This is a genomic window from Brevundimonas mediterranea (assembly GCF_011064825.1).
Classification (GTDB): Bacteria; Pseudomonadota; Alphaproteobacteria; order Caulobacterales; family Caulobacteraceae; genus Brevundimonas; species Brevundimonas mediterranea_A.
Genome location: NZ_CP048751.1, coordinates 2447222 through 2460339, shown reverse-complemented (window position 1 = coordinate 2460339; position 13118 = coordinate 2447222). Strand labels below are relative to the sequence as shown.

Genomic DNA, 13118 nt, shown 5'->3' with positions numbered 1-13118 from the left:
GACGCCCATGACCCTCCCCCACGCCCTGCCCCACCTCGGCGCCGTCGCCGGCGATTATGACATCCTGCTCTGCGACGTCTGGGGGGTGATCCACAACGGGCGCGAAAGCTGGGCGACCCCGTGCGATGCTCTGACGCGGTTCAACCGCGAGGGCGGGCATGTGGTGCTGATCTCCAACTCGCCCCGGCCGGCCTCGGACGTAATCGCCCAGCTGGACGGCCTGGGCGTGCCGCGCGAGGCCTGGAAGGCCTTCGTCACCTCCGGGGACGCCACGCGCGCCGAACTGGCCAAGCGGGCGCCTGGCCCGGCCTGGATCGTCGGGCCAGAGCGTGACGCCCCCCTCTACGCCGGGCTGGGGCTGGACCGCGCCGCCGGCGCAGAGGACGCCGCCTTCATCTCCGTCACCGGCCCCGTGGACGACACGACCGAAACGCCTGAGGACTATCGCGAGCGGTTCGCGGTCGGCGCGGCGCGCGATCTGGAGCTGATCTGCGCCAACCCCGATCGGGTGGTTCAGCGCGGCGACAAGCTGATCTACTGCGGCGGGGCGCTGGCCGACCTGTACGAGTCGCTGGGCGGCCGGGTCGTCATGGCGGGCAAGCCCTATGCCCCGATCTATGATCTGGCGATCAAGGAGGCGCAGACGCTGCTGGGCCGACCGGTCGATCGGTCGCGCGTCCTGTGCATCGGCGACGGCGTCGTCACCGACATCATGGGGGCCAACGCCCAGGCCCTGGACTGCCTGTTCATCGCCCAGGGCATCCACGGCGACCAGGCCCGGGGCCAGGACGGGACGCTGGATCCCGCCCGCGCCGGCGATCTGCTGAAGGCTGAAACAACATATGCGCGATACGCCGCGCTCGAACTCGCCTGGTAAGGCTCGCCATTTTGTCGCACCGCAGCTAAAGCCTGCAGCATGGTCGAATTGGTACAGCAGCATCCGTCCGGTGGTTACATCCTGGACGAACTTCACGTCGGCATGGCCGCCGAGAAAATCGTGGTCGCCACGGAGGACCGGATTCGGCTGTTCGCCGAGGCGTCCGACGACTTCAACCCTGTCCACCTGGACGAGGCCTTTGCGTCCAAGACCGCCTATCGCGGCCGGATCGCGCATGGCCTGCTGAGCGCCTCGTTCGGATCGGCCGTGGTCGGCACCATCCTGCCGGGCGCCGGGTCGATCTACATCTCCCAGACCCTGGCCTTTCATCAGCCGGTGCGGATCGACGACGTCGTCCGCATCCTGATTACGGTGATCGAGGTCGAGGCCGAGAGCGCACGGGTCAAGCTGAGCTGCGAAGGCTTTGTCGGCGAGACCATGATCATGGACGGCGTCGCCGTCGTCCGCGTTCCGCGCCGGCGCAAGCCCTCCCAGCGCTGATGCAGATCGTCCGCGACTGGCGCGACCTGCCGAACGCCCTGAGGGGCGCAGCGGTCGCGGTCGGCGCCTTCGACGGCGTGCACCGGGGGCATCAGGCGGTCATTGCGGGCGCAAAGGCCGCCGCCGAACGGCTGGGCGCGCCGCTCGGCGTGGTCAGTTTCGATCCCCATCCGCGCCGTTGGTTCCAACCCGAGGCGGCGCCCTTTCGCCTGATGACGGCGGACCAGATGGCCCAGGCCCTGGCGCCCCTGGGGGTCGACATCCTGTATCTGCTGCCGTTCGACGGCGAGATGGCGGGCATGAGCGATGCGGACTTCGCCGAAAAGGTGCTGGCGCGGGGGCTTGGCGTGCGCCATGCCGCCGTCGGCTTCGACTTCACCTTCGGCAAGGGGCGGTCCGGCTCGCCCGAAGCCTTGAAGACCTATGGCGAGCGGCTGGGCTTCACGGTTTCGGTGGCCGAGCGGCTGGATGACGCCGACGGGCTGAAACTGTCATCCAGCGCCGTGCGGGAAGCCCTGAAGGCCGGGGACATGGACCGGGCCGCCGCCATCCTGGGCCGCCCCTTTGCTCTTCAGGGCGAGGTGATCCACGGCGACAAGCGCGGCCGCACCATCGGCGTGCCGACCGCCAACATCGCGCTGGGCGATTACATGCGCCCCGCCTACGGCGTCTATGCGACCCGCAGCCGTCTGGCGGACGGGCGGGTCGTCAACGGCGTCGCCAGCCTGGGCGTGCGGCCCATGTATGCGCTGGAGACCCCGCTGCTCGAGGTCTGGCTGTTCGATTTCGACAGCGACCTGTACGGCCAGGTCATCGAGACGGAACTGGTCGCCTGGCTGCGCGGCGAGGAAAGCTTCGACGGGCTGGGCGCCCTGAAGGCCCAGATCGACAAGGACGCCGACGCGGCGCGAAGGATTCTAGCCTCCTGATCCCGCGCATCCCGGCGCTAGCCGGGTTGAGCGGAGACTAGAGGGCGCGCAGATCCGCCGCGAACCGTTTCCAGTTCTGCACGTAATGTTCGGCCGACATCTGCAGGACGGCGATCTGGTCGGGATCGCGCTCTCGCACCACCTTGCCCGGCTGGCCCACGACCAGACTGTTGTCGGGAATGATCTTGCCCTCGGTCAGCAGGGCGTTCGCGCCGATGATGCAGTTGCGGCCGATCTTCACCCCGTTCAGCACCACCGCCCCGATGCCGATCAGGCTGTAGTCGCCGACCTCGCAGCCATGCAGCATGGCCTGGTGGCCGACGGTGACGCCCCGGCCCAGGGTCAGGGGCGAGCCCATGTCGGTGTGCAGGACGCTGCCGTCCTGGATGTTGCTGTCGGGCCCCACAACGATCGGCTCGTTGTCGCCACGCAGCACCGCGCCGAACCAGACGCTGGCGTTGGGGTGCAGAATCACGTTCCCAATCACCGATGCGCTCGGCGCGACCCAGTATTCGCCAGGCGCGGGAAACTGCGGTTTGCTGTCGCCCAATGTGTAAATGGTCATCAGAACGCCGCCTAATCTTCTAAAAACGAGGGCTTTAACAGATTTCTAACCACGTTAGCATCAGAGTGTTGATGCGATTCGTGGGTCGCCATTTCGGCCCCGGATCCGAAGCCGGATCAAGCCCGATCCGGTCATTAGTCGGGGCTTCGCGTGGCGCGTTGGGATCCGGGTTCGGTTGTTGGGCGGCGGGTCAGTCCCGTTTCTGACGGCCAAGCTGTCGATCCGGGCGGCCGTCACGACACGGGCCACGGCCTTTTCCTCCCCAAGACCAGCCAAGGCGGAACCCGTATGGGTCCGCCTTTTTTCATGCCCTGGAGACGTCCATGACAAAGCGTGCGGCAATGAAGCGTCAGTCCCGTGAAAACGGAATCCTGGATTCGCGGGAGTTCATGGAGGAGTCGAAGGTGCGTCGGCTCCACGCCCCCCATAACGAACGGTCAGGATGGTCGCCCCATTCCTCGAACGACGACCGCGAGCAGGGCTATCTGAAGACGCTGAAGCCGAAGTCGGAGGGCCAGACGGAAATGATGGCGGCCATCGACGCGCATAATCTGGTCATGGCGCTGGGCCCGGCAGGCACGGGCAAGACCTATCTGGCCGTGGCCAAGGCGGTCGAGGCGCTGGAGGCCGGCAAGGTCGGCCGCATCGTGCTGAGCCGCCCCGCCGTCGAGGCCGGGGAGTCGATCGGCTTCCTGCCCGGCGACATGGAGGACAAGCTGGCCCCCTATCTGCGCCCGCTTTACGACGCCCTTTCGGACCGGCTGAGCATGAAGCGGGTCAAGGCCCTGATGGCGGAGGGCCTGATCGAGATCGCGCCCATCGGCTATATGCGCGGCCGCACCCTGAACAACGCCTTCATCGTCGTCGACGAGGCCCAGAACTGCACCTACGTCCAGCTGAAGATGCTGCTGACGCGGCTGGGCTGGCATTCGACCATGGTGGTCACGGGCGACCCGCAGCAGTCCGACCTGCTGCCGGGCATTTCCGGCCTGGCCGATATTTCGGCCCGTCTGGAGGCCATCGACGAAATCGCCGTGGTGCGCCTCGCCGAACGCGACATCGTGCGCCACCCGCTGGTGGCCTCGATGATCGGGGTGATCTGAGCCCGAACCGCCCTGCATCCAAGCTTCTCTATGTCGTCAGACGGACCGGCGAACCCAGGCGCAGTGCGCGCCTGGGTTTTACGCTTAGGTGCGCCCGGGCGGACTTGCGCTGCGGCGTTTGACTGGACCTCTGACTGAAACGACTTGTGATCCGCCCATCAGGCATAACGCCGTTCCATTACATCCATTTCGTATTGTGAACGCTCTCAATCCGTGCTTTCCTTTGCTTGCGAGAGGACGAAGATCCTCCGTGCAGGGAGCGGAACGATCATCGGCCATTCGGGCCGGCGAACCACGGCGCGACAAACGCCATCCGCAAACATGATCGAAAAGCTCGCCTCGGCGAGCAACGATGTCGGCTGCCCGCCGTCATCCCCGATGGTGTGCGCCGCGTCCCAACTTCTGTTCTGACGGCCGTCGCCGTCCCTGGATGAGTTTGGGAGCCGGTATGAATTTCCTCTCGTTGTCGCTGATCAGTCGTCTCGCCCTGGCGACGGCCATCGGCATGACGCCTGTCGCGGTCTTCGCCCAGACGGACGGCCGGGCAGTCTCGAGCGAACCCGCCTCGGCCACCCCCGTCCCAACCGAAGCCGCCGCCCGGGCCGACGCCTTGCTGGCCCGGATGACGCGTGACGAGAAGCTGCAGCTGATCCACGGCTATTTCCCGCCGATGGCCGCGCAGACGCCCGGCGCTCCCGTCGCCGACATGATTCCTTCGGCCGGCCATATCCCCGGCATACCCCGCCTGGGCATACCGACCCTGCGCGAAAGCGACGCCAGCCTGGGCGTCGCCAACCAGGTCGAACAGCGCAAGGGCGACGTCGCCACCGCCCTGCCCTCCAGCCTGGCGACGGCCGCCACCTTCGATCCCGAGATCGCCTATGCCGGCGGGGCCATGATCGGGTCCGAGGCGCGAGCCAAGACCTTCAACATCCTGCTGGCCGGCGGGGTGAACCTGACGCGCGACCCGTGGAACGGGCGGAATTTCGAATATCTGGGCGAGGATCCGCTGCTGGCCGGGGTCATGGCCGGGGACCATATCCGCGGCGTCCAGTCGAACAAGATCGTCTCGACCATCAAGCATTTCGCCTTCAACGCGCAAGAGACCGGGCGAATGATCATGGACGCGCGCCTGGACGAGGCGTCCCTGCGCGAAAGCGACCTGCTGGCCTTCCAGATCGCCATCGAGCGGGGAAATCCCGGCTCGGTCATGTGCGCCTACAACAAGGTCAATGGCGACTGGGCCTGCGAGAACGACTTCCTGCTAAACCAGGTGCTGAAGCGCGACTGGAAATACGACGGCTGGGTCATGTCCGACTGGGGCGCGGTCCATTCGACCGAGAAGGCGGCCCTGGCGGGACTGGACCAGGCCTCGGGCCAGGAGCTGGACCGGGCCCTGTATTTCGACGCCCCCTTCCGTGAAGCCCTGGACGCCGGGCGGATCCCCGAGGCGCGGCTGGACGACATGGTGCGTCGCCTGCTGGTCGGCCTGATCGAGACCGGGGTGCTGGACGCGCCGGTGGTCACGACCCCGCAGCCCATCGACTACGCCCGGAACGCCGAGATCGCCCAGCGCGCGGCCGAGGCGGGGATCGTGCTGCTGAAGAACGAGGGCGGGGTCCTGCCCCTGGCCAGGACGGCGAAGCGGATCGTGCTCATCGGCGGCCATGCCGATGTCGGCGTGCTGTCGGGCGGAGGATCGTCCCAGGTGCGGTCGGTCGGCGGCGCGCCGGTCGAGATTCCGCTGACCTCAGGCGCTGCGGCGTCTTTCGCGCGGATGACCTGGCATGCGTCCTCGCCGCTGAACGCGATCCGCGCCGTCACGCCGGACGCGACCGTGACCTATGTCGATGGCAGGGATCCTGCGGCGGCGGCTGCGGCGGCGCGCGCGGCGGACATCGCCGTCGTCTTCGCCACCCAGTGGACCACAGAGGCCCAGGACGTCGAGAGCCTGTCGCTGCCGGACGACCAGGACGGGCTGATCGAGGCCGTGGCCGCCGCCAACGCCAGGACGGTGGTGGTGCTGGAGACCGGCGGGCCGGTGCTGATGCCTTGGCTGGAGAAGCCCCCGGCGGTGATCCAGGCCTGGTACCCCGGCCAGCGCGGCGGCGAAGCCATCGCCCGCATCCTGTTCGGCGAGGTCAATCCGTCCGGCCGCCTGCCGATCACCTTCCCCGCCTCGGCCGATCAGGCGCCGCGCCCGACCGTGCCAGGCCTGGCCGAGATGAAGGCCGTGGACGCCGCCGCCGCCTCCAACCCCGGGGCGCCGCAGGCGGCCGTGCTGCAGCCCTTCGCCGTCGATTATGTCGAGGGGTCGGACGTCGGCTATCGCTGGTACGAACGCGAGGGGCGCAAGCCGCTGTTCCCGTTCGGCTACGGCCTCAGCTACACAAGCTTCGCCTATTCCAACCTGGCGGTCTCGAACACCCAGGGTCTGAGCGTCGCCGTCGATGTGACCAACAGTGGCGACCGGGCGGGAGCCGAGGTGGCCCAGCTGTATGTCGCCTCGGCCGACCAGCCCAGGCGTCTGGCCGCCTTTGCGCGGATGACGCTGTCGCCGGGCGAGACGCGTCGCATCGTGCTGAAGGCCGAGCCGCGCATCCTGGCCGAATATGACACCGCACTGCCCGGCTGGCGCATCGCGCCGGGCGATTACCGCATCACCGTCGCCCGCGACGCCGCCGAGGCGGGGTTGAGCGCGAACGTCACGCTTTCAGGGTCGATCATCAAGCCTTGAGCCAATGCCGCACAACAAAAACGCGGCGCCAATGAGGAGGGAAAACGAGATGAGAATCCACAAGAGGCCCATGCTGGCGGCCTTGATGGCGAGTTCGGCGCTTGTCGCGCCGGCCTATGCCCAGACCCCGGAACAGGCGCCGATCCCGGCGCCCCAAGACCCGACCGAGGTCGGCGAAATCGTCGTCACCGGCATCCGGGCGTCGCAGGCCCAGGCCATCAACATCAAGCGCAACGAATCCGCTCTGGTCGACGCCATCTCGGCGGAAGACATCGGCAAACTGCCCGACGTCACCGTCGCCGACGCCCTGCAGCGTATTCCGGGCATCCAGGTGCAGCGGTCCGCGGGCGAGGGTTCGACCGTCAACATCCGCGGCCTGCCTCAGGTGATCACCCTGCTGAACGGTGAACAATATCTGGCGCCCGGCAACCTGGGTACGGCCCAGCCGAACCTGAACGACGTGCCGTCGCAATTGATGAACTCGATCGTCGTGTTCAAGTCGCAGGACGTGTCGAACGCCCTTTCCGGCATCTCCGGCACCATCGACCTGCGGACGCGCCGCCCGATGGACTTCGACTACGGCCCGACCGTCTTCACCGCCGCCGAGTATCAGACCGGCGAACGCACGGCGGAAGACGACTATCTGGTCAACGGCCTGCTGAACTGGCGCGGCGACCGGCTGGGCGTGATGATCTCGGGGGTGATGAGCAAGTCGAACCTGGGCAATAACTATTCGGGCATCAGCCAGAGCGTTCTGGGCAACAACGACTGGAGCGGTCCTGATTCCACCGATCCCAACTGGATTTCGCCTCATGGTTACGACAGCTTCAGCCGGGCCGTTGAGCGCGAACGCTACAGCCTGAACGGCGCCTTCCAGTTCGACATCGAGGACGGCGTCCGCCTGACGGCCGAGGTCTTCTACACCCACCAGCAGGAATACAACCGCGCCGCCGGCCTGAACATCTCGAACCGCTGGAGCGGGCTGGGTTGGACGACGCCGACAGACTTCGTCGAGACCGGCGTGAACGGCGGCCCCAATGGTCTGCCCTGGTTGAATGTCAGCGAATACGACCTCGACGTCTGGTGGATGAACTCATTCACCGTGAACCGGGCGACCGAGAACGAGTCCAAGAACTTCAATCTGGAGCTGGATTACGACAAGGGCGGCCCGTTCACCTTCAGCGCAAGGGCCATCAAGGCCGAAGCCAACCTGGAGAGTATGAACGGTCAGGTCCAGGGCGATCTGTCCAACTGGGAATACGGTCCTGATCGTACCTTCACCCTGTTCCGCCAAGGCGCGGACCGGACGCGCGGCACCTTCTATCCCGCCTCGATCGCGGCGCTTTATCCCGCCTCGCGCTATTCCAACGGCGTCGTCGGCAGCCAGGGCGGACGTTACATTTCGCCCAACCCGTTCGGCTATGGCGCGGACCCGCAGTTGCACATCAGCCAGACGGGCTCCAGTCTGGCCTGGAGCGGTTTCGACACGCCGCTGCCGGGCGGTCTGGGGACCGTGCCGCTGACCGACTACATGTCCAATCTCGATTCCTACACGGTCGGCGCCTATTCGTCGGAAGGCAACCAGCGCAACAACTCCGACCTTACCGTGGTGCGCTTCGACGGCGGCTATGAGTTCCAGGACACGCCGCTGTTCGGCTTCGTCAACAAGATCGACGTCGGCGTCCGGCACAGCGGCCGAGAGGTCGAAATCCGCAACTTCCACCTGTTCTCCGACTTCTACGCCGGACAAGGCGCAGGGAACCAGGCGGGCTGCGCGGCCCAGTGGAAAGCCATCGACGTCGTGATGGACAACACGCAGTGCCAGTCGGGTGAGTTCGTCACCAACCCCGGCTTCAACGCGTCGCTTCCGGTCGATGCGACGCCAAACAGTTGCACCGCTGGGACCGTCGCGAACACCCCGACCTGCTTCCAAGGCTATACGGTCAACCGTCCGACCTTGCTGCGCGAGAACAACAACACCTATTTCATGTCCGACTACGGCTCGATCACCTCAGGCCTGCCGGGCGTGTGGGTGGCTGATCCGCGCGACTTCGACGACGTGCGCGCTTTCCAGGAGCGCGTGTTCGGCAACGCCTACGAGGTCATCATTCCGGGCAACACTTATGACGTCGATCTGTACGAGGACAGCGCCTACACCAACTTCGCCCTGGGCTTCGGCAATCTGACCGGAGACCTGGGCGTGCGGATGGTGCGCACGGAACTGCGGGCTCGCCAAAATCTGACGGGTGATACGCGTGCCTATGGCGACACCAACAACGACGTCGGCGACACCATCTCGAGCCGAAGCTATACGGACTGGCTGCCGACGGCGAACTTCCGGTACGATTTCACCGACAAGCTGAAACTTCGCGCGTCCTACGCCAAGACGATGATCCCTCTGGATCTCGGCAACTACGGCGGTGGCGTGACGATCTCGACGGTGGACTCCCTGGGTCCGACGCCAGACGATCCCAGCGCCCCGCCCCTCGGCATCCGACGCGTCACCGGCGCGACCATCGGCGGCACGGTCGAACTCGATCCCTGGCGCTCGACGAATTACGATCTGGCGCTGGAGTATTATTTCGGCCCGGCGACCATGTTCAATGCGGGCATTTTCCGCCTGAACATCGAGAGCTTCGTCAAGCGCGAAACCGTGCCCCTGAGCGGCTCCTATCCTGACGGCGACGGCATCATTCGCCGCATGGTCGACGTCAATCGCCCAGTCCAGGGCGAGGGTGGCGAACTGCAGGGCGTCGAACTGGGCGCCAAGATCGGCCTGTCGGACTTCATCGACACGCCGATCTGGAGCGATTTCGGCTTCGACGGCAGCTATACCTATTCGGACAGTTCACAGAACGCGCAGAACCTGTCGGGCGAGGACCTGCCCTTCCCCGACAACTCCGAGCATTCGATGAACGCCGCCGTCTGGTACCAGGGCGACCGTCTGCAGGTTCGTGTGGCGTGGAACTATCGCACGCCGCGACTGGCCAACACCTTTGGCGCAATCCCGATCTACCAGGATACGTCGCAGTACGTGGACGCCAACATCACCTATGACGTCAACGACATGGTGACCGTCTACGCCAACGGCTCGAACGTCTTCGGTGAAATCGAGGAATACTACTTCGAGTTCGAACCCGGCCAGAAGCAGTTCCACAGCCGCAATCAGTTCGAGCCCCGTTACATGCTCGGCGTGCGCGCTCGCTTCTGATCTCTTCCTGAGCAGACTGGCCGGCGACATTCGTGTCGCCGGCCTCTTTTTTCGCGTATTGGTATTCGTCCATGGATGAGATCGACGATCCTCGCATCCGTTCTGTCGTCATCGTCGGCGGCGGCACCGCCGGCTGGATGACGGCTGCGGCCCTGGTCCAGCATTTCCGCACTGCGCCGCTGAAGATCACCGTGGTCGAGTCGTCCGACATCGGCACGATCGGCGTGGGCGAGGCGACCATTCCCACCATCCGTCGCTTCTATGGCCAGTTGGGGCTGCGCGACGACGACGTGATGCGCGCGACCCAGGCGACCTGCAAACTGGGTATTCGTTTTCTGGACTGGTCCGGGCCGGGCTCGGACTTCATCCATCCCTTCGGCCTGTATGGACAGGACGTCAAAGGGATCGGCTTTCATCACTACTGGCTGAAACAGCGCCGCGCGGGCGACGCCGCTCCGCTGGCGGCCTATTCGCTGGGGGCGGCGCTGGCCGCGGGCGGCAAGTTCACCCTGCCCTCGCCCCATCCGCCGTCGCAGTTGTCGGTGTTCGACTGGGCGCTTCATCTGGACGCCGGCCTGTTCGCCCAGCATCTGCGCGCCTATGCCGAGGCCGGGGGCTGCGCCCGGATCGACGCCCGCATCCGCTCGGTCGAGCTGCGGCCCGAGGACGGTTTCGTGCGCGCCTTGACCCTGGACGACGGACGCGAGGTCGAGGGCGATCTTTTCGTCGACTGCTCGGGCTTCAAGGGGCTGGTGATCGGCGAGGCGCTGGGCGTCGGGTTCGAGGACTGGGGCCGCTGGCTGCCGTGCGACGCCGCCTATGCGGTGCAGAGCGAGAACCGGCCCGGCGACGCGCCGGCGCCCTTCACCCGCGTCACCGCCCGATCGGCCGGCTGGCAGTGGGGGATCCCGCTGCGACACCGGGCGGGCAACGGACTGGTCTTCTCCAGCGCCCATCTGAGCGACGATCAGGCCCTGGCCGAGCTTATGCCACACCTGCTGGGCGATCCGCTGACGGAGCCGCGCCGCATTCCCTTCCGCCCCGGTCGGCGATCGCAGGCGTGGGCCAAGAACTGCGTCGCCATAGGTCTGTCGTCCGGCTTCCTGGAGCCACTGGAGAGCACCAGTATCGCCCTGATCGAGACCGGGATCGAACGGCTGAAAGCCCTGTTCCCCGACCGCCGCTTCGCCCAGCCGATCCTGGACGAGTTCAACGACCAGACCGCGCGCGAGATGGAGCGGGTCCGCGACTTCATCATCCTGCACTACAAGCTGAACCGGCGGACCGACACGGACTTCTGGCGCGACTGTCGCGAGATGCCGGTCCCCGAGACGCTGGAGCGCAAGATCGCCCTGTGGACCGCGCGGGGCCAGTTCGTCCGCTATCGGTGGGAAATGTTCCACCCGGCCAGCTGGCTGGCCATCTATGACGGCTTCGGCCTGTACCCCGACCATCATGATCCCGCCGTGGACGCCATGGACCCGGCCTATCTGGCGCGCAGCCTGGCCGAGATGCGCGCCAATATCGCCGATCTGGTCGCCCGCACCCCCGAACACGCCCAATTCCTGGCGGGGCTAGACCCTGCCGCCTCCGCCGCATGAGACCCGACATGGACCAGCCCCGCCGCCCCCTGAAGAAGATCTGCATTGTCGGCGGGGGCACCGCCGGCTGGGTCGCCGCCGCCCTGATGGCCGAACATTTCAAGGGGCGGATGGCCGAGATCGAACTGGTCGAGTCCGACGACATCGGCACGATCGGCGTCGGCGAGTCCACCGTGCCGCCCTTTCTGGAAATGCTGAAGCGGCTGGGCATCGACGAGCGCGACTTCATCCAGAAGACCCAGGCCAGTTTCAAGCTGGGCATCCAGTTCGAGGACTGGACGCAGAAGGGCGAGAGCTATTTCCACCCGTTCGGCGCCGTTGGGGTTCCGGTGGATATCAGCGACTTCTATCCGGTCTGGCTGAAGGCGCGGATGAACGGTTATGACCGGCCGCTGATGGATTTCGCCGCTGCGGCCCGGATGGCGTCCCAAGGGCGTTTCATGCTGCCGTTCAAGGCCCAGCGCACCCCGATCGGTGGCGCGTCCTACGCCGTCCATGTCGATGCGAAACGGGTGGCCCGTTATCTGCGCGACTTCGCCGAGGCGCGGGGCGTCAAACGCACCGAGGGGATCGTCGAGGATGTGATGACGCGGCCCGACGGCTTCGTCAGCGGGCTGAAGCTGAAATCGGGCCAGACGGTCGAGGCGGACTTCTTCATCGACTGCACCGGCTTCCGCGCCCTGCTGATCGGCAAGACCCTTGGCGTCGGCTATACGGACTGGTCCGAATGGCTGATGTGCGATCGGGCCATCGCCGTCCAGACCGAGAATGTGGGGCCGCCCACACCCTATACCCTGGCTCAGGCTCAGGACTGCGGCTGGCGCTGGCGCATCCCGTTGCAGCACCGCACCGGCAACGGCCATGTCTTCTGCAGCCGCTACATGTCGGACGACGAGGCGACGGCGCGCCTGTTGGCGCAGGTCGAAGGGCGGCCGGTGGTCAATCCGATGGTGGTGCCGTTCAAGACCGGAGTGCGCGAGAAGATCTGGGACAAGAACGTCCTGTCGCTGGGTCTGGCGAGCGGGTTTATCGAACCGCTGGAATCGACGGCCATCCACCTGATCTATCGCGGCATGGACTTCCTGTTCCGCCTGATGCCGGACCTGGACTGCGATCCGAACCTGGCGGCCGAGTACAATCGGCGGATGACGGTGGATTACGAGGAGATTCGCGATTTCATCATCCTGCACTACGCCCTGACGCGGCGGGACGACACGGCCTTCTGGCGGCAATGCCGCGACATGGTCCTGCCCGAAGGGCTGCAGCACAAGCTGGAGGTCTTCCGCGCCAACGGCAGCCTTGTCGAGGCGCTGGACCCGTTGTTCCGCAATGTCAGCTGGTATGCGGTGATGGACGGCATGGGAGTGAGGCCCCGGTCCTATCCGCCGCTGGTGGACCGGATCGATTCCACCGGCCTGACCGACGAGATGGACCGCGCCGCCAATATTCTGAACGCCTTCGTCGCCGACCTGCCGACGCATCAGGCCTTCATCGACACCCATTGTCCAGCCCCGTCGGTGGACCTGCCCGCCCCATTGGCCGTGCCGGCCTGATACCGGCGTGCTTGCCTTCGCGCGGCCAAGGCTGACACAAT

Annotated in this window: 9 protein-coding genes; 8 read left to right on the top strand and 1 reads right to left on the bottom strand. The window is 66.2% G+C overall.

Annotated elements, in window-relative coordinates; all coding sequences use genetic code 11:
- The first annotated feature begins 7 nt into the window (after window positions 1-7).
- From GYM46_RS12035 to GYM46_RS12025, 3 genes are read left to right on the top strand one after another with little or no spacing between them, the layout of a single operon-like run.
- Entirely contained in the window at window positions 8-877 is an 870-nt protein-coding gene (locus tag GYM46_RS12035; protein ID WP_008260392.1) for a TIGR01459 family HAD-type hydrolase, read from the top strand.
- Between the two features lie 39 nt (window positions 878-916).
- Window positions 917-1378 (top strand): MaoC family dehydratase, encoded by a 462-nt coding sequence (locus tag GYM46_RS12030; RefSeq protein ID WP_008263736.1) that lies wholly within the window; start codon window positions 917-919, stop codon window positions 1376-1378.
- A complete protein-coding gene (locus GYM46_RS12025; protein WP_008260029.1) occupies window positions 1378-2307 on the top strand; it encodes a bifunctional riboflavin kinase/FAD synthetase in 930 nt (309 codons plus the stop codon). Before GYM46_RS12030 ends, GYM46_RS12025 begins: the two co-directional genes overlap by 1 nt.
- 37 nt (window positions 2308-2344) lie before the next feature.
- On the opposite strand, the gene GYM46_RS12020 is transcribed toward GYM46_RS12025, so the two are convergent.
- Window positions 2345-2872, bottom strand: coding sequence for a gamma carbonic anhydrase family protein (locus GYM46_RS12020; protein ID WP_008259342.1), 528 nt, complete (start codon window positions 2870-2872; stop codon window positions 2345-2347).
- A gap of 311 nt (window positions 2873-3183) precedes the next feature.
- Between GYM46_RS12020 and GYM46_RS12015 the strand changes: the two genes are divergently transcribed.
- The 5 genes from GYM46_RS12015 (at window position 3184) to GYM46_RS11995 (ending at window position 13077) form a co-directional block, all read left to right on the top strand.
- Window positions 3184-3975, top strand: coding sequence for a PhoH family protein (locus tag GYM46_RS12015; RefSeq protein ID WP_154725752.1), 792 nt, complete (start codon window positions 3184-3186; stop codon window positions 3973-3975).
- A 448-nt stretch (window positions 3976-4423) separates the two neighbouring features.
- Window positions 4424-6712, top strand: a complete 2289-nt coding sequence (locus GYM46_RS12010) for a beta-glucosidase (RefSeq protein WP_008260334.1) — start codon at window positions 4424-4426, stop codon at window positions 6710-6712.
- 49 nt (window positions 6713-6761) lie between these two features.
- The gene (locus GYM46_RS12005) at window positions 6762-9923 is read left to right on the top strand and encodes a TonB-dependent receptor (RefSeq protein WP_232216253.1); all 3162 of its coding nucleotides are present in this window, start codon (window positions 6762-6764) and stop codon (window positions 9921-9923) included.
- Window positions 9924-9994: 71 nt separating this feature from the next.
- Window positions 9995-11524 carry a tryptophan halogenase family protein gene (locus GYM46_RS12000; protein ID WP_008262805.1) on the top strand — a complete coding sequence of 510 codons (1530 nt, stop codon included), beginning with the start codon at window positions 9995-9997 and terminating at the stop codon, window positions 11522-11524.
- 8 nt (window positions 11525-11532) lie between these two features.
- The gene (locus GYM46_RS11995) at window positions 11533-13077 is read left to right on the top strand and encodes a tryptophan halogenase family protein (protein WP_008264259.1); all 1545 of its coding nucleotides are present in this window, start codon (window positions 11533-11535) and stop codon (window positions 13075-13077) included.
- Window positions 13078-13118: the final 41 nt, after the last annotated feature.

Excerpts from the sequence above, each read along its gene's own strand:
- GYM46_RS12025 (WP_008260029.1), top strand. The coding sequence starts at position 1,378 with ATGCAGATCGTCCGCGACTGGCGCGACCTGCCGAACGCCCTGAGGGGC.
- GYM46_RS12020 (WP_008259342.1), bottom strand. The coding sequence starts at position 2,872 with ATGACCATTTACACATTGGGCGACAGCAAACCGCAGTTTCCCGCGCCT.
- GYM46_RS11995 (WP_008264259.1), top strand. The coding sequence starts at position 11,533 with ATGGACCAGCCCCGCCGCCCCCTGAAGAAGATCTGCATTGTCGGCGGG.
- GYM46_RS12005 (WP_232216253.1), top strand. The coding sequence starts at position 6,762 with ATGAGAATCCACAAGAGGCCCATGCTGGCGGCCTTGATGGCGAGTTCG.
- GYM46_RS12000 (WP_008262805.1), top strand. The coding sequence starts at position 9,995 with ATGGATGAGATCGACGATCCTCGCATCCGTTCTGTCGTCATCGTCGGC.
- GYM46_RS12035 (WP_008260392.1), top strand. The coding sequence starts at position 8 with ATGACCCTCCCCCACGCCCTGCCCCACCTCGGCGCCGTCGCCGGCGAT.
- GYM46_RS12010 (WP_008260334.1), top strand. The coding sequence starts at position 4,424 with ATGAATTTCCTCTCGTTGTCGCTGATCAGTCGTCTCGCCCTGGCGACG.
- GYM46_RS12030 (WP_008263736.1), top strand. The coding sequence starts at position 917 with ATGGTCGAATTGGTACAGCAGCATCCGTCCGGTGGTTACATCCTGGAC.